Genomic DNA, 20,329 nt, shown 5'->3' with positions numbered 1-20,329 from the left:
AGGGCGCCGGTCGGCGTCTCTGGCCCGACAATGTCACCTCCGGTCGGTGCCCTGCGGCGGCAATCGGTTTGCGTATCTGGGTGGACCCTGACCGTCCGATGACGGGCCAGGCATCTGCTGTTGCGGCTCGGGCCGCCTTTGGCGATCCGGCGGGGTTTGCATTGAACGACGACATGAACAGGGCGCCCTACATGGCGCTGGTGGACGATGATCCGCAATCGGCAGCCTTGCTGATGCGAACCCTCAAAGCCCTGGGATCACCACCCCTGCGCTGGTTTGACGGCGCGATCGCCGGGCAGCAGGACCTGGTGTCCCTGCTCGCCGACGAGCAGGCAGACCACCCTGCCCTGCTGGTCGTGGACCTCAAGTCGCACAGCGAAGCCAATGCGGACTTTTTGCGCGACATCAACAAGCTGGCCCGTCGCGCCGGCATCCTCATGGTGGCCATGAGCCATTCTGACAGGCCGAGCAGTCGCGACGCGCTGCTGCAGGCGGGCGCCGCAGCAGTCTTTCTGCGGCATGCCGATTCGGACGCCTATCGGCGCGAAGCGGCAAGCCTTCTCAGTTTCTGGACGCATAGCCTGCGTCCGGCACCGGTTGGCATGTAACCCTGCGTCCACAGGCGACATGCCAAGGTCAGGGGGAGCGCTGCACGCCCAGCCCGCAAGGACTGGATCTGCATTCCCAGGCGCTCCTCCGGCCACTCTGATCTGCGACGCCGTTTTGGCCGTCGCGGAGCGCCAGATCCCACTCCAAGAGGGTCGGTGCACCGGCGCGATCGTGATTCCTCCCGGTCATGGTCGCAAGCGGGGAGAAGCAGACTGGCAGCGCGTATGTCCCTCGTCGTCGCCGCCGAATTTTCCGCTTCTCCCCACCGCCGCCAAAGCTATCGGGCGTCGGCATCCGGCTTGGTCTTCTGCTGATCGACGACATTATGCGCAAAAGCGCGCAGCGCGGCCAGGACAACCACGGCCAGGATCGCCGTGCCCAGCGCGATGAAATAATAGCCCAGCGCCGCCGAAACACCGACGGCACCCGCCAGCCACATGCCCGCGCCCGTCGTCAGCCCCTGCACGCTCCTGCCGGCGCGAAAAATCGCGCCCGCGCCCAGAAAGGCAATGCCGGCGGTCACCGCTTCCACGGCACGGATCGGGTCGGCCTGCGGCCCATTGGCGCCACCTGGCTCTATGGTGTGGTAGATCTCGAAGGCGAGGATGGTGAACAGCGCCGCGGCAACCGAGATCAGGATATGCGTGCGCAACCCGGCCTCGGCCGTATTGAACTCCCGTTCGAAGCCGATCATCGCGCCCAGCACCGCCGCGATCAGCAGGCGAATGGCGATGATATGCTGGGGAAGATAGGTCTGAACGAAACCGAATTCGTTGCCGATATCCATGGCGGTATTTCCGGGATTTGTGACGCTGAAGTCACAACACTAGCTGCCTGCCATGGTTCCAGGAAACGAAGCGGCCCCTGAGGTTGCCATCTTCGTTGGCACGAAGTGCTGGAATTGCCCATGGCGCGATAAATCGCAGCGGGGGCAAGATGATCCAACCATCGCTATCGTTCCCAACAGCGGAATAGTCCCCTGATGCAAGACAAAGCGCGGTCAAAGCGCATACGAGGGAAGCACGGTCGTCGTGATTTTTCACATTGCGGAGCGACACAGCGCAGCGGCGCCCCGGCAACTGCGAGGCAACGAGCGCACCAAGCTGACCACCTTCGGCCAAAAAGGCATAGAAGCGATCTGATCGATCGTGCCGCGTTGCCGGTACTGCTGCAGGGTTGCCCAGCAGCAAGCCCAAAAAAGACGAGGGAAATGCTTCGACAATGGAGGCTGGGTGGATAGCCGTAGCGTGAACCGATGGTGCGATCGTGCCCTGTGCCAAGGCATCAAGAGCACAGTCATTCGCAGCACTGTTGAGGTTTCTGCCCACCTTGGTGCTCGACTGCCCGGGTTTGCCGATCTGCTTGGCTATGCGAAGCGTCAGCATTTGCTCTGCGGAGCGATATCGCCCATGCAATCCAAGCCCAGGCACCAACGGGCCATCTATGGCGGCCGCTAACATGCTATGACCGCCTGCGACCCGGGCAACGGTGCTCGCCCTCTCCAACGGTTCGGCTGTGCAGCGCTCAATGCGCCAAACGACCGTGTCGGCTGTCCACGTCAGCCGGCATATGCCAGTCGAGCGCCGAGACAGCGATGTCCCGACGTCTATTCCCAGCACTGATCCGGACAGCGGCAGCATCAAACCGTCTTCAACCATCCGCCATCGACGAAATAGGTGGAGCCGGTGGAATAGCTCGCCTTGTCGGAACACAGGAAGACGAAAAAGTTCGCCAGCTCTTCCGGCGTCGCGAAGCGCTTCATGCCGCCCGCCTCGTCGGCTACGCCCTGGAGATGGGCCTGCCAGCCATCCTCGTCGGCAATCTGTTTCGCCGTCTTGATCCAGTCCGGCGTCAGCACCAGTCCCGGATTGACCGTGTTGACCCGGATATTGTCGCCCACCACCTCATTGGCCAGCGTCTTGGAAAACATCATCAGCGCCGCCTTGGTCGTATTGTAGATCGGCTCGTACCAGAGTGGCTGCACGGCGCAGATCGACGCATTGTGCAACACGACGCCTCCGCCGCGGTTTTTCATCGACGGGACCAGCCCCCGCGCCAGCCGCACCGCGGCCATGACATGGAGGTCCCAGTAATACTGCCATTTGGCATCGTCGGCCTCGGCAATGGTTTCGTTGGACCCCGTCCCGGCATTGTTGATCAGGATATCGACCCCGCCAAAACCCTTGGTCGCGCCCTTGATCACCGCATCGCAGCCTTCGGCCGTGGCCACGTCGGCGGATATGCCCATGGCGATGACGCCGTGCTTGTCTGCGACCTGTGCCGCCGCGTCATCGGTGCGCTCCCTGTTGCGCCCGACCAGCACCAGATTGGCGCCTTCCGCCGCGAGGCCCTCGGCAATGGCGAGGCCAATGCCCACCGTGCCGCCAGTGATGACGGCCACCTTGTCGCGTAGATTGAGATCCATTTGCCTGCTCCCTGCCACGCCCACCTGGTTCGAGGGTCGCTGCGCTCCCGCCTCACCATGAGGACTGTTGGAAAATCGCGTTCTCAGTAGCCCTCATGGTGAGGTGCGAGGCCCTTGCCGAGCCTCGAACCACGAGGGCGCGGCACTATCCCGCCACCCTGATCTGCAGCTTCACATCGGTCGGCCTTGCCTCCACCGCGCGATCGAAGGCCGCCTTGGAGTCCTCAAAGGCAAAAGTCTCGGAAATCAGCGGCTTGAGATCGACCTTGCCCGAGGCGATCAGGGCGATGGCGCGGTCATACTGATGGGCATAGCGGAAGACATTCTCGATCCGCACCTCCTTGACCGAAGCGCTGGAAATATCCACTGCCACCGGTTCGACCGGCAGGCCGACAGCAACGATGCAGCCGCCCGGACGCGGCAGGTCCATGATGGTCTTCCAGGCATGCGGCGAGCCCGAGCATTCGAACACGACGTCGGCGCCCCAGCCATCGGTCAGCCGGGCAACCTCCTCGGCAATGTTCTTCTCGCGAATATTGACTGGAATGATGCCCTGATACTGGCCGGCGATATCGAGCTTGGGCTGGGCCAGATCACCGACAATGACGCGGGCACAACCGCCGGCCAGGGCGGCCAGCGCCACCATGGTGCCGATCGGCCCGGCACCCAGCACCACGGCCGTATCGCCGGGTGTGATCTTTGCCTTGGTCGCCGCCTGCATGCCCACCGCGAAAGGCTCGACCATGGCGCCTTCTGCAAAGCTCACGTTGTCGGGCAGCCTGAAGGTGTAATTGGCCGGATGCACCACCTCAGGCGTCAGCACGCCATGCACCGGCGGGGTGGCCCAGAAGCTGACGGCGGGATCGACATTATACATGCCGAGCCGGCTGGCGCGCGAATTGGGATCGGGAATGCCCGGCTCCATGCAGACGCGGTCGCCGACCTTGAGATGGGTTACGCCCTCGCCCAGCTCGACCACCGTGCCGGCAGCCTCGTGGCCCAAAACCATCGGCGCATTGACCACGAAGGGGCCGATCTTGCCGTGGGTATAGTAGTGCACGTCCGAGCCGCAGACGCCCACGGTGTGGATGGCGATTCTGACCATGCCCGGCCCGACATCCATGGGAAGCTCGATGTCGCGCAGCGCCAACTCATGCTGGCGTTCGAGAACGAGGGCGCGGACTTTGCTCATTTCAGGACTTCCTCTATACGGCACCCGGCCTTCTGACGGGCCGATCGCGCCAATGTCTGAAATCAAAGCCTAGGTCACCGCGCCGGGGGGTGACAAGGTCGTCTCCCGCGATTTCGTATCGTGCCCGTGGTTTAGACCAGCCAAGTAATGTTCGGCGAAAAAGCGAGCGCGTGATTGTAGTTGCTTGCCAGTGACTTGGTAACTTCTCTGCAATTCCCGCGAGGTTATGGTCCGGGCGCTCATTTCTTGCGGACACACATGTCGACCAACGTTCCGACGTACCAGCGCTGGCATTTTTCCACGGCCATGTTGTTGCCGGTCGTGCTGGTATTGGGCCTGACGGCAGCGGCGGTATTGGGCTTCGTCTTCTGGTCGACGGCGACGGTCGACGAGCGCGCGCTGACGCGGCAGAACAGTACCATCCGTCAGGTGATCCAGAGCAAGCGCAACCAGGTGGTGCGCGACCTCAGCACGCTGGCGGTCCGCGATGACACGGTGCTCAACGCCAAGCTGCGGCCCAATCCCCAGTGGATCGACAATAATGTCGGCAAGTGGATGGCGAGCTTTTTCGACTTCAACCGCACCATAATCGTCGACCAGTATAACACGCCGATCTACCTCAGCAGCGAGGGGCTGGCGCAGGATCCGACCCAGGCCTATCGCCTGCCGGGACCAATCCTCGGCCTCGTCGACCGTATCCGCACCAGACCCACCGGCAGCAATGCCGACGGTCCGGGGCGGTCCATCAGTTCTATTTCAGATTTCGGTGTCGTCGATGGCGTGCCGGCCCTGATTGCCGTTGCCACCATTGTCTCCAATACCGGGGCGATCATCCAGCAGCCGGGTAGCGAGGCGCTGCTGATCGGGGTGATGTTCCTCGATGACGGCATGGCCGCCCGCATCAACCGCGACTCCCATTTCGACGACGGCCGCTTTTCGCTGTCGCGCAGCGCCAGTGCCGACGCCGCCGTCTTCCCGATCGCCAGCACCAGCGGACGGTTCGTGGCCTTTTTCGAATGGGACCGCGACCGGCCGGGCCTGACCATGCTGCGCCAGACCGGGCCCGTGCTGCTCGTCGCCTTTGCCATCGGATCGATCCTGGTTTTCCTGCTGCTGGCGCAATTGCGCCGCTCCTCGACCGCCCTCGAGACCGGCCGTCGCCAGGCGGAGCACCAGGCGACCCATGACCGGCTGACCGGCCTGCCCAACCGCATGCAGTTCGACATGAGCCTGGCGCACCTGCTGACCGAGCACACCGGCCCCAATACCAATGTCGCCCTGCTGATGCTCGACCTCGACCGCTTCAAGCAGGTCAATGACACGCTGGGCCACCAGGCCGGCGACGAGCTGATCCGTGCCGTCGGCCAGCGGATCCGGCAGGTGGTGGGCGCTGACCCGATGATCGCCCGCCTCGGCGGTGACGAATTCATCGTCATGATCGCCGATCGCGAGCAGATCGAGGATGCCGCCGCCATTGCCGGACGCATCATCGAAGCCATCGGCCAGCCCTTCGACCTGCACCAGTTCAAGGCCCATGTCGGCGCCAGCATCGGCATCGTGACGGCAGGCGGCCGCGGCGTCGAACCCTATGAGCTGATGCGAAAGGCCGACATCGCCCTCTATGAGGCCAAGGCCAATGGCCGCAACCGCCATGTCGTCTACGAAGAGCATATGGACGAGCAGGTGCAGCTGCAGCATACGATCGAGGGCGAGTTGCGCGAGGCCTTGCAGCGCAACGACCAGCTCTCGGTGGTCTTCCAGCCCCTGGTTGACCAGGCCAGCCGCAGGATCATCGGTGCCGAGGCCCTGGCGCGCTGGCACCATCCCGTCTACGGCCAGATCTCGCCCGCCCGCTTCATCCCCGTGGCCGAAAGCACCGGGCTGATCCTCGCGCTGGGCGATTTCGTGCTGCGCCGCGCCTGTGCCCTGGGCGCCCAGGCACCCGGGCGCACCATTGCGGTCAATATCTCGCCCACCCAGTTGCGCAATCCGCGCTTTGCGGCCCAGGTCTTCACCGTCCTCGGCCAGACCGGCATGCAGCCGGGCGACCTGGAGCTGGAGATCACCGAATCCATCCTGCTCGACGACGAACACGTCTCGTCGGAAAACCTGCGCAAGCTCCGTGCTGCGGGAATCCATATTGCGCTCGACGACTTTGGCACCGGCTATTCATCGCTGAGTTATCTCAAGCGCTATCCGGTCGACCGCGTGAAGATCGACCGGTCCTTCGTCATCCAGTTGGCCGAGGGCCATGTCTCGGTCGACATCACCCGCGCCATCGTCACCCTGGCGCATGCCATGGACCTCGAAGTGACGGCCGAAGGTGTCGAAACAGAAGGCCAGGCCGATATTCTGGGCCAGCTCGGCTGCAACACGCTGCAGGGTTTCCTGTTTTCGGGCGGTGTCACTGAAGAGCAGATCCTCGCCCGCTTCCGCGATGCTGATGAACGCGAAGAGCCTCAGCCGATCCGCGCCGCTTAGGTCACCGAAGCCAGCACGACGCCCAGTCGCTTCTCTCGCGCCAGCAGCCCCGTCCGACCTTTGCCGGCAGCATTCCAAAGCGCAGAAAGCTTGCCGTCGTCGAACAGCTTGAACAGGCACGGCGCGATATAGGATTTGCGGCAGATGGTGGGCGTGTTGCGCAGCACGTCCGACACCTGCTTGGCCACCTGCGCCATCTGGCGGCGGCGCGCGGTTTCCGATGTGCCGACCTCCATCTCCGCCAATGCCTCGCCGGCCAGGGCCGACGCATGCAGGGTGCGGAAATCCTTGGCCGAAATCTCGACGCCTGCGAGATCGCGCAGGAAATCATTGATGGCGCCGGTCTTGATCGGTCGGATTTTTCCCGCCTCATTCCGGTAGACCAGCAGCCGCTTGCCCGGCAGCGTCTTGATGCGGCTGACCGCCTGGGCCAGCGACGGATCAGTCAGGCAATATTCGGCCCGCTTGCCGCCCTTGGCATCAAAATTCATGCAGACTTCGTCGCCCGTCACCCGAACGTCGCGGGCATAGAGCGTGCCGGCGCCGCGCGTGCCGCTGGTTTCGAGATATTTTTCGCGCCCCACGCGCATGGCCGTACGGTCGATCAGCGCCACGGCAATGGCGAGGGCCAGTTCGCGACTGCCAGTCTCGGCATCCAGGGCCTCGGCAATCTTCTTGCGCAGGCGTGGCAATACGGCGGTCAGCGCCGACAGCCGCTTCTGCTTCTTGCCGTCGCGGCGCAATTCCCATTCGGGATGATAGATATATTGATCGCGCCCGGCCTCATCGACACCCAGCACCTGGATATGCGCATTGGCCTTGGCGGCAATCCGCACGTCGCGCCACGCCGGCGGAATGCCCAGGGATCGGATCCGATCCCTTGTGGCGGCGTCACCGACCAGCTTGCCATCGGCATCACGATAGGAAAAACCCTTGCCGCTCTTGCGGCGGCAGAGGGTCAGGTCATCGCGGGTAACCTTGCTGAGGCGCATGCTTAGCTCGCCACGCCCTGCTGCGTCATGGAATAGACGATGTAGATCACGGCAAACAGCACCACGATCCCGATCAGGGACGTCACGAGCACGCGCAGATTCATTTTGCGCGGGCTGGCCTGGCGCGCCTCGGTTGCAGTCTTGTCGGCATCATAGGTTTTCATGGCGCTCTCCTTGCTGTGACAGGCCAACGGATGCGAGCCCGTGCCGGTTCCGCTGGGGCCTTGACGCGAAGCCGTGAGCAGAAGAGTTTCGGCCATGACCGACCAGCAGGATACTTCCATGACCGATGCCGCCACCCTCACCCGCATGATCATGGCAGGACAGGGAAAGGAACCGGCGGACCTCGTCATCAAGAATGTGCAACTGTTCGACGTCATCACCGGCGCGGTGACCGAGACCGACATCGCCATTGTCGAGGACCGTATCGTCGGCACGCATGCACTCTATAGCGGCAAGCGCGAGATCGACGGCACGGGGCGCTTTGCCGTGCCGGGCTTCATCGATACGCATCTGCATATCGAATCCTCGCTGGTGACCCCGCTCGAATTCGATCGCTGCGTGCTGCCGCATGGCGTGACCACGGTGATCTGCGATCCCCACGAAATCGCCAATGTCATCGGCGCCGAGGGTATTCGCTACTTTCTCGACAGCGCCGAGCAGAGCGTGATGGATATCCGCCTCAACCTTTCCTCCTGCGTGCCTGCAACCGCTTTCGAAACGGCCGGCGCGGCGCTGGAAATCGAGGATCTCGAACCATTCCGCACCCATCCCAAGGTCATTGGCCTGGCCGAGATGATGAATTTCCCCGGCGTGCTCAGTGCCGACCCGGGCATTATCGCCAAGCTCGTGGCTTTCCAGGGCGGCCATATCGATGGCCATGCGCCGCTGCTGCTGGGCACCGCGCTCAACGGCTATCTGAGCGCCGCCATCCGCACCGACCACGAGGCGACCAGCGCCGCCGAAGCGCGCGAAAAGCTCGCCAAGGGCATGGCCATCCTGATCCGCGAGGGCTCGGTCTCCAAGGACCTCAAGGCGCTGGCCGAAGTGCTGGACGAGAATACGTCTAGCTTCGTTGCCCTTTGCACCGATGACCGCAATCCGCTCGACATCGCCGAGGAAGGCCATCTCGACAGTTCCATCCGGCGCCTGATTGCCATGGGCCGGCCGCTGCATCACGTCTATCGCGCCGCCAGCCATTCGGCCGCGCGTATCTTTGGCCTGCGCGATCGCGGCCTCGTCGCGCCCGGCTGGCGCGCCGACATTGTCCTGCTCGATAGTCTCGAAGATTGCCGCGTCAGCGACGTGGTGACCGCCGGGCGCCTGGTGACGCCCGAGCTCTTTGCTGCCCGCCAGCCGGTCGAGCCGGTTGGACTTCAATCCATGAAAGCCAAGCCGGTCAGCGCTGACGATTTCATCGTGCCGGTGCGGTCCGATCGCAACCAGACGCCGGTCATTGGCGTAAAACCTGGCCTGATTCTGACCTTCCGCGACAGCGCCACCCTGCCCAGCAGCGAGCGCGGCACGCTGCCTGATCTCGAGGCCGATGTTCTCAAGGTCACGGTCATCGAGCGGCATGGCAAGAACGGCAATATCGGGCGTGGTTTCGTGAAAGGCTTCGGTCTCAAGCGCGGCGCCATCGCCTCCTCGGTCGGCCATGACAGCCACAATATCACAGTGATCGGCGCCACAGACGAGGACATGGCCGTGGCGGTCAACCGGCTGATCGAACTCAAGGGCGGTTTCGTTGTCTCCGACGGTGGCAAGGTGACGGCGGAACTGGCCTTGCCCATCGCCGGCCTGATGAGCCCAAAACCCTTCGAAGAGGTCACCCACGATCTCCACGCCCTGCGCGAAGCGGCCTATGCGCTTGACTGCACCCTGCCCGAGCCCTTCCTCCAGGTGGCCTTCCTGGCGCTGCCGGTCATTCCCCATCTCAAGATGACCGATCGAGGGCTGTTCGATGTCGACAAGTTTGATTTTGTGGACTGACAGGACGATGCAGAAGCTGCGTCAAATCTGACATTGCCGTTCAGCTTTTCTTGAGGTCTAGTGCAGCCGCTTTTGCGGCGCCCTGCCGCCCGACCTTCGAGATCGCGATGACCACCAAAGACTTGCTGCAGCCCACTACCGACGACACCATTCGCCAGGTCAAGACCATCATCCGCACGGCCCGCCATGGTGCCATTGCGACGCTCGACCCGGCAAGCGGCGCGCCCCAGATCAGCCGCGTCGGCATCAGCAGTGATTTCGACGGTACGCCGGTCATTCTGATCTCCGGGCTTGCTGCGCATTTCCCGGCGCTTGAGGCCGATCCCCGCTGCTCGCTGCTGCTGGGCGAGACGGGCAAGGGCGATCCGTTGGCTCATCCCCGCATTTCCATCGCCAGCACGGCCGTCAAGATCGAGCGCGACAGCGCCGATCACCAGCGCATTGCAGCGCGCTACCTGGCGCACCAGCCCAAGGCAAAACTCTATGTCGAACTCGGCGACTTCCGCTTCTGGCGGCTGGAGCCGCAATCGGCCAACTTCAACGGCGGCTTCGGCAAGGCCTATGCACTGACGGGCGCGGAGCTGCTGTCGAGCAATGATGCAGCCCTGGCCGCCGCTGAACCCAGCGCCCTGGAGCATATGAACGAAGACCATTTCGACGCCGTCGCCAACTATGCCCGCCACTATTGCAAGGCACAGACCGGCAATTGGTCGCTTGCCGGCATCGACGCGGAAGGTATCGATATTACGCTGGGCGACGATGTGAGGCGGATATTCTTCGACGCGCCGCTGAGCATACCGGAGGACATGCACATGACGCTGGTGAAGATGGCGAAGACGGCACGGCTCGCGCTGAGGGATTGAGGGGCGGTGCCACGCCCTCGTGGTTCGAGGCTTTGCTACGCAAAGCACCTCACCATGAGGGCTGTTGGTACATCTCGTTTTCAGTAGCCCTCATGGTGAGGTGCGAGCCCTTGCGAGCCTCGAACCACGAGGGCGTGGCACAATCTCAGTGCTTGTCCCGCGCCTTGACCTTGCGCCGGGCGGCATGCAGCAGCGGTTCGGTATAGCCGCTCGGCTGGTCGGCACCATGCAGGGCGAGGTCCAGCGCGGCCTGGAAGGCGACCGACTGGAAATTTTCGGCCATTGGCCGGTAAATCGGATCGCCCGCATTCTGCTGATCGACCACGGCGGCCATGCGCTCGAATGTTGACGTGACCTCATCGCGCGACACAAGGCCATGGCGCAACCAGTTGGCCACGGCCTGGGACGAAATCCGGCAGGTCGCGCGATCTTCCATCAAGCCGACATTATTGATGTCAGGGACCTTGGAACAGCCGACACCCTGCTGCACCCAGCGCACCACATAGCCGAGAATACCCTGCGCATTGTTTTCCAGCTCGCGGTTGATCTCTTCGCGGCTGAGCGAATAGGGCACCTGTACCGGCATGGAGAAGAGATCGGAAAGCGGCGGCACCGACTGGTTGTGGCGGCGCTGCTGGGCGGCAAACACGTCGATCTGGTGATAATGCAGCGCATGCAGCGTCGCCGCGGTCGGCGACGGCACCCAGGCCGTATTGGCGCCGGCATTGGGATGGCCCGACTTGGCCTCCATCATCGCCGCCATGTCATCGGGACGTGCCCACATGCCCTTGCCGATCTGCGCCCGGCCCGAAAGCCCGCAGGCCAGACCGATCAGCACATTGCGGTCTTCATAGGAGGACAGCCAGCGCTCGGCCTTGATCTCGTCCTTGCGCAGCACGGCGCCGGCCTCCATCGAGGTATGGATTTCGTCGCCCGTGCGGTCGAGGAAGCCGGTATTGATGAAGAAGACGCGCGCGCGCGCTTCGTAGATCGCCGCCTTGAGGTTGGCCGAAGTGCGGCGCTCCTCGTCCATGATGCCGATCTTGATGCGGTTGGCCTCAAGGCCCAGCATCTTTTCGACCGAAGCAAAGATGGCGCAGGCGAAGGCGACCTCTTCCGGCCCATGCATCTTGGGCTTGACGATGTAGATCGCGCCGATGGTGCTGTTGACCTTGTCGGACAGGGCGCAGAGCACGGTGATGACCGCATCCATCAGGCCTTCGCCGATCGGCTTGCCCTCGAACAGCACCGCGTCAGTGGTCATCAGATGGCCGACATTGCGCACCAGCAGCAGCGAGCGGCCTTTGAGCGTGAAAGGCGCGCCATTGGCGTCCTTGTAGCTGCGGTCGGCATTGAGCTTGCGCGTGACCGACTGACCCTGCTTCTCGAACGTATCTTCCAGCGAGCCATTCATCAGGCCCAGCCAGTTGCGATAGACGCCGACCTTGTCCTCGGCATCGACCGCCGCGACCGAGTCCTCGCAATCCTGGATCGTCGTCAGCGCCGCCTCGACGATGACGTCGCTGAGGCCGGCCCTGTGGGTCTTGCCGATCACCGAGCCCGGCTCGATGACGAGGATCACATGCAACCCATTGTGGCGCAGCACCAGCTGGCCGCTATCTTCGGTACCGCCATAGCCGGCGAAGGCCGACGGATCACGCAGCCCAGTGCGGCCCGCATCGGTATCGACGACGAAAATGCGCGCGTCGCCCTGCTTTTCGATGTGATAGCCCGTCACATCGCGATGGCTGCCGGTGGCCAGCGGGAAAGTCGCGTCGAGGAAAGCGGCGGCCTTGTCGACCACGGCGGCCGCGCGGGCGGTGTTGAACGCCTTGCCGGGCGCCAGTTCGCCATCGCGGGCGATGACATCGGTGCCGTAATAGGCATCATAAAGGCTGCCCCAGCGCGCATTGGCGGCATTGAGCGCATAGCGGGCATTGCTGACTGGCACCACCAGTTGCGGGCCGCAAAGCGTGGTGATTTCCGGATCGAGGCCAGTGGTTTCGATGGTGAAATCTGCCGGCTCGGGGACCAGATAGCCGATTTCCCGGAGAAAGAATTCATAGCCCTGGGCATTGTTGCCGACCGGACCATATTTGCGATGCCAGTCATCGACCTGGCTCTGCAGGTCGTCGCGATGCTGCAACAGCCGGGCATTGGTCGGGCCATGTACGGCGATGAGAGCAGCAAAGCCGCTCCAGAATTGATCTGCCGCTATCCCGGTGCCAGGGAGCGCTTCTTTCTCGACGAAATCGACCAGCAGCGTGTGAACTGAGAGGTCGGACTTCGTGAGATAATCGCTCATCATTGCTTCCTTTATGTGCACAGTGACGAGACTTAAGTCATGAATGGAAGTGTCACAACCCACCTAAAGTTGACTTCGCCCTTGCGCCAGACACATAGACCTCGGAGATCGCGCGGTCGTCGCCCAGCGTCTGCAGCAGGAACAATTCCTCTGCCAGAGTGCTGACTGTCGCCATGCGCATCGCCATGGCGGGCGTGGCCGAGGCATTCAGCACGACGAGGTCGGCGGCATGGCCCTTGGCGACCGCGCCAATGGTGCCTTCGAGCGACAGCGACCGCGCATTTCCCAATGTCGCCATGTAGAAACTGGCGAAGGGATTGAGCCGCTGTCCTCGCAATTGCAGGATCTTGTAGCCCTCATCCATGGTACGCAGCATGGAATAGCTGGTGCCCCCGCCGATATCGGTGGCAAGGCCGATGCGCACGCCATGCTTGGCCAGCCGCTCGCGATCGAACAGGCCGGAGCCGAGGAAGAGATTGGAGGTCGGGCAGAAGACGGCGACCGAGCCGGTCTCGGCCAGGACGGCCGTTTCGCGATGGTTGAGATGGATGCAGTGACCGAGGAGGGTTTTCGGCCCCAGCAGTCCGTAGTCCTCGTATATGCCGGTATAATCCGGGGAGTTAGGGTAGAGCTCCATGGAATAGGAAATCTCTGCACCGTTCTCGCTGAGATGGGTCTGGACGTAAGCCTCCGGATGCTCGGCGACCAGCGCCTGCGCCGCTTCCATCTGCGCCGGCGTGGAGGTGATGGCAAAGCGCGGCGAGATGGCGTAGAGGCTGCGGCCCTTGCCATGCCAGCGCGCGATCAGCGCCTTAGTATCGTCATAGCTCGACTGGGCGGTGTCGCAGAGCGCTTCGGGCGCATTGCGGTCCATCATCACCTTGCCGCCCACCATCAGCATGTTGCGCTTTTCGGCTTCCGAAAAATAGGCATCCACCGAGCGCGGGCTGCTCGAGCAATAGGCCACGGCCGTGGTCGTGCCATTGCGGATCAGCTCGTCGTAAAAGGCCGAGGCGACGGCGCCGGCATGGCCCTGCTGGCTGAATTTCTGTTCCTCGTGGAAAGTATAGGTATTGAGCCATTCCAAGAGCGAGCCGGCATAGGAGGCGATCATCTGGCTCTGCACATAATGCAGATGCATGTCGATGAAGCCGGCCATGATCAGATGCGGCCGGTGGTCGATATAGTCCGCACCCAGCGGCGCGATGGCAGGCCAGGGTTCGACGGCAACGATCTTGCCATCCTTGATGATGATGCCGGCATCCTCGTAATAGCGATAGCTCGCCACGTCATCGATCGCCTGCGGCTCGCTGAGAAAGCTGAGCACGCGGCCACGCAATATGGTCTGGGTCATTGGCCGGAGCCCTCGCGGAACCATTCGACCAGCAGAGCACGCTCTTCCGGCGTCATTTCGGTGACATTGCCTGGCGGCATGGCATGGGCATATCCAGCCTGCATGGCGATATCCTTGGCGTGGTTGGCAATGGCAATGTCATTGTCCAGAATGACATTTTTGGGCGGCTGGTAGACGCCGTCCCACACGGGCTCAGCCGTGTGGCACATGGCGCAGCGGGTCTGCACGGTCAGGCTGGCAGCAGAAAAGTGGCTGGCAGCGAGAAAGCTCTCGGCCGCCCGCGACGCCACCGCCTCTCCGCCCGAACCGGGCAGTTTGGGGCCTGACGACAACCAAGCGATGACGATGAAGAGGATAATGGCGATCGGCCAGGTCCAGTGCGGATTGCCCTTCCGCGCATGGCGCGTGTTGAAATAGTGCCGGATCACCACGCCAACGAGGAAGATCAGCGAGGCGATGATCCAGTTCCACTGCGTGGCAAAGGCCAGAGGATAGTGGGACGACAGCATGAAGAAGATGACGGGCAGCGTCAGGTAGTTATTGTGCAGGCTCCGCTGCTTGGCGATCTTGCCATATTTGGCATCGGGCACCTTGCCGGCCTTGAGATCGGCAACCACGATCTTCTGGTTGGGGATGATGATCATCGCCACGTTCGCCGCCATGATGGTCGCGGTAAACGCGCCCATATGCAGCATGGCCGCGCGGCCGGTGAAGAGCTGCGTATAGCCCCAGCTCGCCGCGACCAGGATGGCGAAGAGCACCAGCATCAGCCCGGTGGTCGACTGGCCGATCGGCGACTTGCAGAGAGCATCATAGAGCACCCAGCCCAAAACGATCGAGCCGATGGAGAGCAGGATCCCCTGCCATTGCACGAGGTCGAGCACATTGCGGTCGATGAGGTAGAGGTCCGCCCCGACATAATAGACCAGCGCCAGAAGCATCGCGCCGCTCAGCCAGGTCCAGTAGCTCTCCCATTTGAACCAGGTCAGATGCTCGGGGAGAAATTCCGGCGCCACCAGATATTTGTTGATGTGGTAGAAGCCGCCGCCATGCACCTGCCACTCCTCGCCATGCGCCAGCGGGGGCAAGCTCGGCGTCTTGCGCAGGCCCAGGTCAAGAGCGATGAAATAGAAGGACGAGCCGATCCAGGCGATGGCGGTAATGACATGCAGCCAGCGGACCGCAAACATCAGCCATTCGTAGAAGATTGCATAGTCTGGCATCGTTACTTCCTTCCTACTCTCGCCCCTTGAGGGAGAGAGACAGCAATTCTGCGTTCAGCAGAATTGCAGAGTGAGGGGTCCTGCGCCATCCCATCGCCTCGCAGCTTCTGGTCGGCGCAGAACCCCTCATCTCAGCCGAAATTCGCCCACGCGAATTCGGCGGGCCCTTCGGGCACCTTCTCCCTCAAGGGGAGAAGGCTATCACTCGAGCATCGCGCCCAGCTTATGCCGGCTGTTCGACGCCTTCGACATACCAGTCCATGCTGAGCAGTTCGGCATCGGTCATCACGACGCCGGCAGCAACACGCTCGGTGCCGGTATTGTCGTTGATCGGGCCGGTGAAGATGTGGAACGAGCCATCGATCTGGCCGGTGCGCACTGCTTCGGCGGCGGCGACGACATCGGCCGGCACCTTTTCATTATAGGGGCCCATCTGGACCACGTCTTCCTTGAGACCTTCCCAGGTATCGCCCGGTGTCCAGTTGCCATCGAGCACGGCCTGGGCAGAGGCCAGGTAGTGCGGACCCCAATGGTCGATGATGGCGGTCAGCTGGGTTTCGGGCGCGAAGGCCGACATGTCGGCACCCTGGCCGAAGCCACCGACAATGCCACGCTCGGCCGCAACCTGCAGGGCAGCCGGACCGTCGGTATGCTGGGCGACGATATCGATGCCCTGGTCGATCATGGCCCGGGCCGCATCGGCTTCCTTGGCCGGGTCATTCCAGGTCGAGATATAGACCGGCTTGACCGTGAACTCGGGGTTGATCTTGCGGCCGCTGAGGGCCAGAGCATTGATGCCCATGACGACTTCCGGGATCGGGAAGGAACCGATGTAACCAGCCTTGCCGGTTACCGACATGTGGCCGGCGATCGTGCCGCAGACCGCACGGCCTTCGTAGAAGCGGGCGTTATAAAGGCCCACATTGTCGGCCTTCATATAGCCGGTGGCGTGTTCGAAGGCGATATCGGGGAACTGCTGGGCGACCTTGATCACCGAGTCACCGAAGCCGAAGCTGGTGGCAAAGATCAACTTGCAGCCCTGCTGGGCCAGTTCGCGCAACACGCGCTCGCAGTCCGGGCCTTCCGGCACGTTTTCGACGAACACGGTCTCAACCGCATCGCCGAGGCTTTCCTCGACGAAGATACGGCCCTGATTATGGGCATAGTTATAGCCATTGTCGTTGATCGAGCCGACATAGATGAAGCCGATCTTGAGCTTTTCCTGCGCAAAGGCAGTCGAGCCGAGCAGCGGCAGGGTAAGGGCGGCACCGCCGACCTTGACGAAACTGCGACGTGACAGAGTCATTACTAGTTTTCTCCTGGATGACTATTTTTCGAGATTGAGGTGATCATTGAGCGCCGCCTCAATTGCTGGGCAAGAACGGCTTGCCGAGGCAGGCCGGTGCATTGGTGGTCGCGTCGCGCCGGATCGAAATCAGCACGAGCACGATGACTGTCGCGAGATAGGGCAGAGCGGCCCATAGTTCTGACGGAATGGCTGAAAGCGGACCGCCGCCAGCCTTGGCATAAAGCTCCATGGTCATGACCAGACCAAAGAGATAGGCGCCGGCGAGGAGACGGAATGGTTTCCAGCTGGCAAAGACCACCAGCGCCACCGCAATCCACCCCCGGCCGGCAGTCATCCGCTCGGCCCATTGGGGCGTCAGCAGCAGCGGGAAACAGGCGCCCGCGAGACCCGCCATGGCGCCACCGAACATCACGGCAAGGTAGCGCACGCCGATCACCGAATAGCCGATCGAATGCGCCGACTGGTCGTTCTCGCCCACGGCACGGAGGATCAGGCCGGCACGGGTCCTGTGCAGGAAATACCAGATGGCGACGACCATGAAGAAGGCAAAGTAGATCGGGAAGGCATAGCCGAAGATGACCTTGCCGACAGGATGCGTTGCCAGCTCCAGCGGGAACAGCGGCTGCATCAGCGTCACCGGCCGTGCCGAATAGGATGCGCCGGCCAGGGCCGAAAAGCCGGTGCCGAAAATGGTCAGCGCCAGGCCCGTGGCCGTCTGGTTGGCCGAAAGCGACAGGGTCAGAAAGCCGAAGATCAGCGAGGCGCAGAGCCCGGCGGCAGCCCCTGCGAGCAGCGCCAGATAGGGATTGCCGGTGTGGAACTGCACGACGAAACCGGCAATGGCGCCGATCAGCATCATGCCCTCGACGCCGAGATTAAGCACGCCGGCGCGTTCGACCACCAGTTCGCCCAGTGCCGCGAGCAGGATCGGCGTCGAGGCGCCGACCACGGTAACGAGGATGGCAAGGACCAGGGTCAGTTCCATTTACGCCGCCCTCGCCTCGGCCTGCGGCACGACGCGCCGCAGCCGGTATTTGATCAGAATGTCCCCCGCCAGCAGGAAGAACAGCATCATGGCCTGGAATATGCCGGTCGCCGCATTGGGCAGGCCGATGGTGGTCTGCGCCACTTCGCCACCGACAAAGGTAATGGCGAGCACCACGCCCCCCAGCAGCACGCCAAGCGGGCTGAGCCGTCCGAGGAAGGCAACGATGATGGCGGTGAAGCCGTAATTGGTCGGAAAGCCCGGCACCATGCGCTGGAACGGCCCGGCCACCTCGAGAACGCCGGCCAGGCCGGCAAAAGCACCGCTGACCAGCATGGCCAGCCAGATCGTCTTGGTCTCGGAGAACCCGCCATAGCGGGCCGCCTGCGGCGCGGCACCGACCACGCGCATGCGATAGCCGAACACCGTTTTCGTCATCACGAACCAGGCGATCAGCGCGACGACAATGGCGATCGGCACGCCCAGATGCACGATCGTGCCGGGAATGACCGTGGGCAGGCGCGCCGCTTCAGAAAAGAGCCGCGTCTGGGGGAAGCCCATGCCCATCGGATCCTTCCAGGGCGCGCGGATCAGATAGTAGATCAGCTGTACCGAGGCATAGGTCAGCATCAGCGAGGTCAGGATTTCATTGACGTTGAGCCGCGTCTTGAGCAGCGCCGGAATGGCGGCATAGAGCATGCCACCAGCAATGCCGGCCAGAATCATCAGCGGCAGGATCCACCAGCCGGTCATGCCCCAGGTCAGCAGGGCCACCCAGGTGCCGGCGAGGCCACCGATGATATATTGACCCTCAGCGCCGATATTCCAGACATTGGCGCGATAGGCCACCGACAGGCCTACGCCGATAATGATCAACGGCGCGGCCTTCACCGCCAGGTCCTGCCACTTGTAGGGATTGGTCAGCGGCGTGAGGAAGATCTCGCGCACCGCGCCAATGCCGTTAAAGCCGATCAACGAGAAGATGATCGCGCCGATGACCATGGTCAGCACCACGGCGGCGATCGGCGTCGCATAAAGCATGAACCTGGACGGCTCGCGCCTTTTCTCAAGCCGAAACTGCATCATGGGCCTCCGTCGCGCCGTGTACGCCGCCCATCAGCAGCCCGATGTCATCCACGCTCACCTCGTCCACCGGCCGCACGGGCGACAATTGGCCCATGTTGATCACCGCCAGCGTGTCCGACAGGGCACGCAATTCATCGAGATCCTGGCTGATCACCACGATGGCCGAACCGGCTGCCGCGAGGTCCACCAGCGCCTGGTGAATGGCTGCTGCTGCGCCCGCATCGACGCCCCAGGTCGGCTGGCTGACCACCAGCACGCTGGGCTTCTGCAGGATTTCGCGGCCCATGATGTATTTCTGGAGGTTGCCGCCCGACAGCGAGCCGGCCGTCGATGCCGGCCCCAGCGCCTTGACGGCGAAATCGGCAATCACCTTGCCGGTATAGGTTTTGGCGGCGCCCGAATTGATCAGGCCCATCATCACCATGCCCAGCCGGTCACGCGCCGTCAGCACAGAATTGTCAGACAGCGAGAAGTCACCCACCGCGGCATGGCCATTGCGTTCTTCCGGCACGGCGCAGAGCCCGCGCTTGCGCCGCCCGGTGGTATCGAGCAGGCCGATGCCATAGCCATCGATGGTGATGGCATCCTTGTCGTCAGCGCGAATTTCTCCGCTCAGCGCATCGAGCAACGCGTTTTGTCCATTGCCCGCAACGCCGGCAATGCCCAGGATTTCGCCCGCGCGCACGGTGAAACTGGCATTGTCGACCGGCACGTCGAAATGCCCAGATTTCTGGGTCGAAAGCCGCGACACCACGAGCTTGGGCTGGCCCAGCGTGCGGCCCGGCGCGCGCACGATATCCTTGAGCCCGGTGCCGATCATCTTCTCGGCCATGGAACGGCTGGTTTCCTGCTTGGGATCGCAGGTATCGACCAGCTTGCCGCCGCGCAGGATCGTCGCCGTGTCGCACAGCGCCTTGATCTCATGCAGCTTGTGGGAAATGTAGAGGATGGAACAGCCTTCTGCGGCGAGCTTGCGCAGCACGGTGAACAGCTGCTCGACCTCCTGCGGCGTCAGCACCGAGGTCGGCTCATCCATGATCAGCAGTTTCGGATTGAGCAGCAGCGCGCGCACGATTTCGATGCGCTGGCGCTCGCCCACCGACAGGGTCGCCACGGTGCGATGCGGATCGAGCAATAGCCCATAGGTCTGCATCACCTCGCGGATGCGGGCTTCAAGCTCGCGCGACGGGATTTTCGCATCCATGCCCAGCGCGATGTTTTCCAGCACGGTCAGCGCTTCGAACAGCGAAAAATGCTGGAACACCATGCCGACGCCGAGCTTTCGGGCCGCCTTGGGATTGGGCACCACCACAGCTTCGCCATTCCAGCGGATTTCGCCGGCGTCGGGCTGCATGATGCCATAGATCATCTTGACGAGAGTGGACTTGCCGGCGCCGTTCTCGCCCAGCAGCGCGTGGATTTCGCCGGGCTTGACCGAAAAACTCACATTGTCATTGGCCAGGACGCCGGGAAAGCGCTTCGTGATGCCGGTCAATTCAAGCCGATGCGGCAT

The 20,329-nt window shown here is 62.9% G+C and carries 17 protein-coding genes; 4 read left to right on the top strand and 13 right to left on the bottom strand.

Annotated elements, in window-relative coordinates; genetic code table 11:
• Window positions 1–68: 68 nt before the first annotated feature.
• Window positions 69–608, top strand: coding sequence for a response regulator (locus P0Y65_02605; protein ID WEK05165.1), 540 nt, complete (start codon window positions 69–71; stop codon window positions 606–608).
• Between the two features lie 278 nt (window positions 609–886).
• On the opposite strand, the gene P0Y65_02600 is transcribed toward P0Y65_02605, so the two are convergent.
• The 4 genes from P0Y65_02600 to P0Y65_02585 form a co-directional block, all read right to left on the bottom strand.
• Complete coding sequence (locus P0Y65_02600; protein ID WEK05164.1) at window positions 887–1,396, bottom strand: MgtC/SapB family protein; 510 nt, start codon at window positions 1,394–1,396, stop codon at window positions 887–889.
• A 31-nt stretch (window positions 1,397–1,427) separates the two neighbouring features.
• Entirely contained in the window at window positions 1,428–1,994 is a 567-nt protein-coding gene (locus tag P0Y65_02595; protein ID WEK05163.1) for a hypothetical protein, read from the bottom strand.
• A gap of 254 nt (window positions 1,995–2,248) precedes the next feature.
• Window positions 2,249–3,034: an SDR family oxidoreductase gene (locus tag P0Y65_02590; GenBank protein WEK05162.1), complete on the bottom strand. Its 786-nt coding sequence runs from the start codon at window positions 3,032–3,034 to the stop codon at window positions 2,249–2,251.
• A 145-nt stretch (window positions 3,035–3,179) separates the two neighbouring features.
• Window positions 3,180–4,226, bottom strand: a complete 1,047-nt coding sequence (locus P0Y65_02585; GenBank protein ID WEK05161.1) for an NAD(P)-dependent alcohol dehydrogenase — start codon at window positions 4,224–4,226, stop codon at window positions 3,180–3,182.
• Window positions 4,227–4,484: 258 nt separating this feature from the next.
• On the opposite strand from P0Y65_02585, the gene P0Y65_02580 reads away from it, so the two are divergent.
• Window positions 4,485–6,707 (top strand): EAL domain-containing protein, encoded by a 2,223-nt coding sequence (locus tag P0Y65_02580; protein WEK05160.1) that lies wholly within the window; start codon window positions 4,485–4,487, stop codon window positions 6,705–6,707.
• On the opposite strand, the gene P0Y65_02575 is transcribed toward P0Y65_02580, so the two are convergent.
• Window positions 6,704–7,699 (bottom strand): DNA topoisomerase IB, encoded by a 996-nt coding sequence (locus P0Y65_02575; GenBank protein ID WEK05159.1) that lies wholly within the window; start codon window positions 7,697–7,699, stop codon window positions 6,704–6,706. The genes P0Y65_02580 and P0Y65_02575 overlap by 4 nt on opposite strands.
• A 2-nt stretch (window positions 7,700–7,701) precedes the next feature.
• A complete protein-coding gene (locus P0Y65_02570) occupies window positions 7,702–7,863 on the bottom strand; it encodes a hypothetical protein (GenBank protein ID WEK05158.1) in 162 nt (53 codons plus the stop codon).
• A gap of 118 nt (window positions 7,864–7,981) precedes the next feature.
• On the opposite strand from P0Y65_02570, the gene ade reads away from it, so the two are divergent.
• Together ade and P0Y65_02560 are read left to right on the top strand one after the other, a co-directional pair.
• Window positions 7,982–9,691, top strand: coding sequence for an adenine deaminase (gene ade / locus P0Y65_02565; GenBank protein ID WEK06712.1), 1,710 nt, complete (start codon window positions 7,982–7,984; stop codon window positions 9,689–9,691).
• 107 nt (window positions 9,692–9,798) lie between these two features.
• A complete protein-coding gene (locus tag P0Y65_02560) occupies window positions 9,799–10,554 on the top strand; it encodes a DUF2470 domain-containing protein (protein WEK05157.1) in 756 nt (251 codons plus the stop codon).
• A 145-nt stretch (window positions 10,555–10,699) separates the two neighbouring features.
• Here the strand turns inward: P0Y65_02560 and P0Y65_02555 are convergent, their stop codons facing one another.
• The 7 genes from P0Y65_02555 to P0Y65_02525 form a co-directional block, all read right to left on the bottom strand.
• Window positions 10,700–12,859: a malate synthase G gene (locus tag P0Y65_02555; protein WEK05156.1), complete on the bottom strand. Its 2,160-nt coding sequence runs from the start codon at window positions 12,857–12,859 to the stop codon at window positions 10,700–10,702.
• Window positions 12,860–12,911: 52 nt separating this feature from the next.
• Window positions 12,912–14,213 carry a guanine deaminase gene (gene guaD / locus P0Y65_02550; GenBank protein WEK05155.1) on the bottom strand — a complete coding sequence of 434 codons (1,302 nt, stop codon included), beginning with the start codon at window positions 14,211–14,213 and terminating at the stop codon, window positions 12,912–12,914.
• Window positions 14,210–15,436, bottom strand: coding sequence for a urate hydroxylase PuuD (locus tag P0Y65_02545; GenBank protein ID WEK05154.1), 1,227 nt, complete (start codon window positions 15,434–15,436; stop codon window positions 14,210–14,212). Before P0Y65_02545 ends, guaD begins: the two co-directional genes overlap by 4 nt.
• Before the next feature lie 223 nt (window positions 15,437–15,659).
• Window positions 15,660–16,742: a BMP family ABC transporter substrate-binding protein gene (locus tag P0Y65_02540; GenBank protein WEK05153.1), complete on the bottom strand. Its 1,083-nt coding sequence runs from the start codon at window positions 16,740–16,742 to the stop codon at window positions 15,660–15,662.
• Window positions 16,743–16,800: 58 nt separating this feature from the next.
• A complete protein-coding gene (locus P0Y65_02535) occupies window positions 16,801–17,730 on the bottom strand; it encodes an ABC transporter permease (GenBank protein WEK05152.1) in 930 nt (309 codons plus the stop codon).
• Window positions 17,731–18,813, bottom strand: coding sequence for an ABC transporter permease (locus tag P0Y65_02530; protein WEK05151.1), 1,083 nt, complete (start codon window positions 18,811–18,813; stop codon window positions 17,731–17,733).
• Window positions 18,797–20,329, bottom strand: coding sequence for an ABC transporter ATP-binding protein (locus P0Y65_02525; GenBank protein ID WEK05150.1), 1,533 nt, complete (start codon window positions 20,327–20,329; stop codon window positions 18,797–18,799). Before P0Y65_02525 ends, P0Y65_02530 begins: the two co-directional genes overlap by 17 nt.

It is taken from the genome of Candidatus Devosia phytovorans (assembly GCA_029202405.1).
GTDB lineage: Bacteria > Pseudomonadota > Alphaproteobacteria > Rhizobiales > Devosiaceae > Devosia > Devosia phytovorans.
This window is presented reverse-complemented; position numbering and strand designations above follow the sequence as displayed.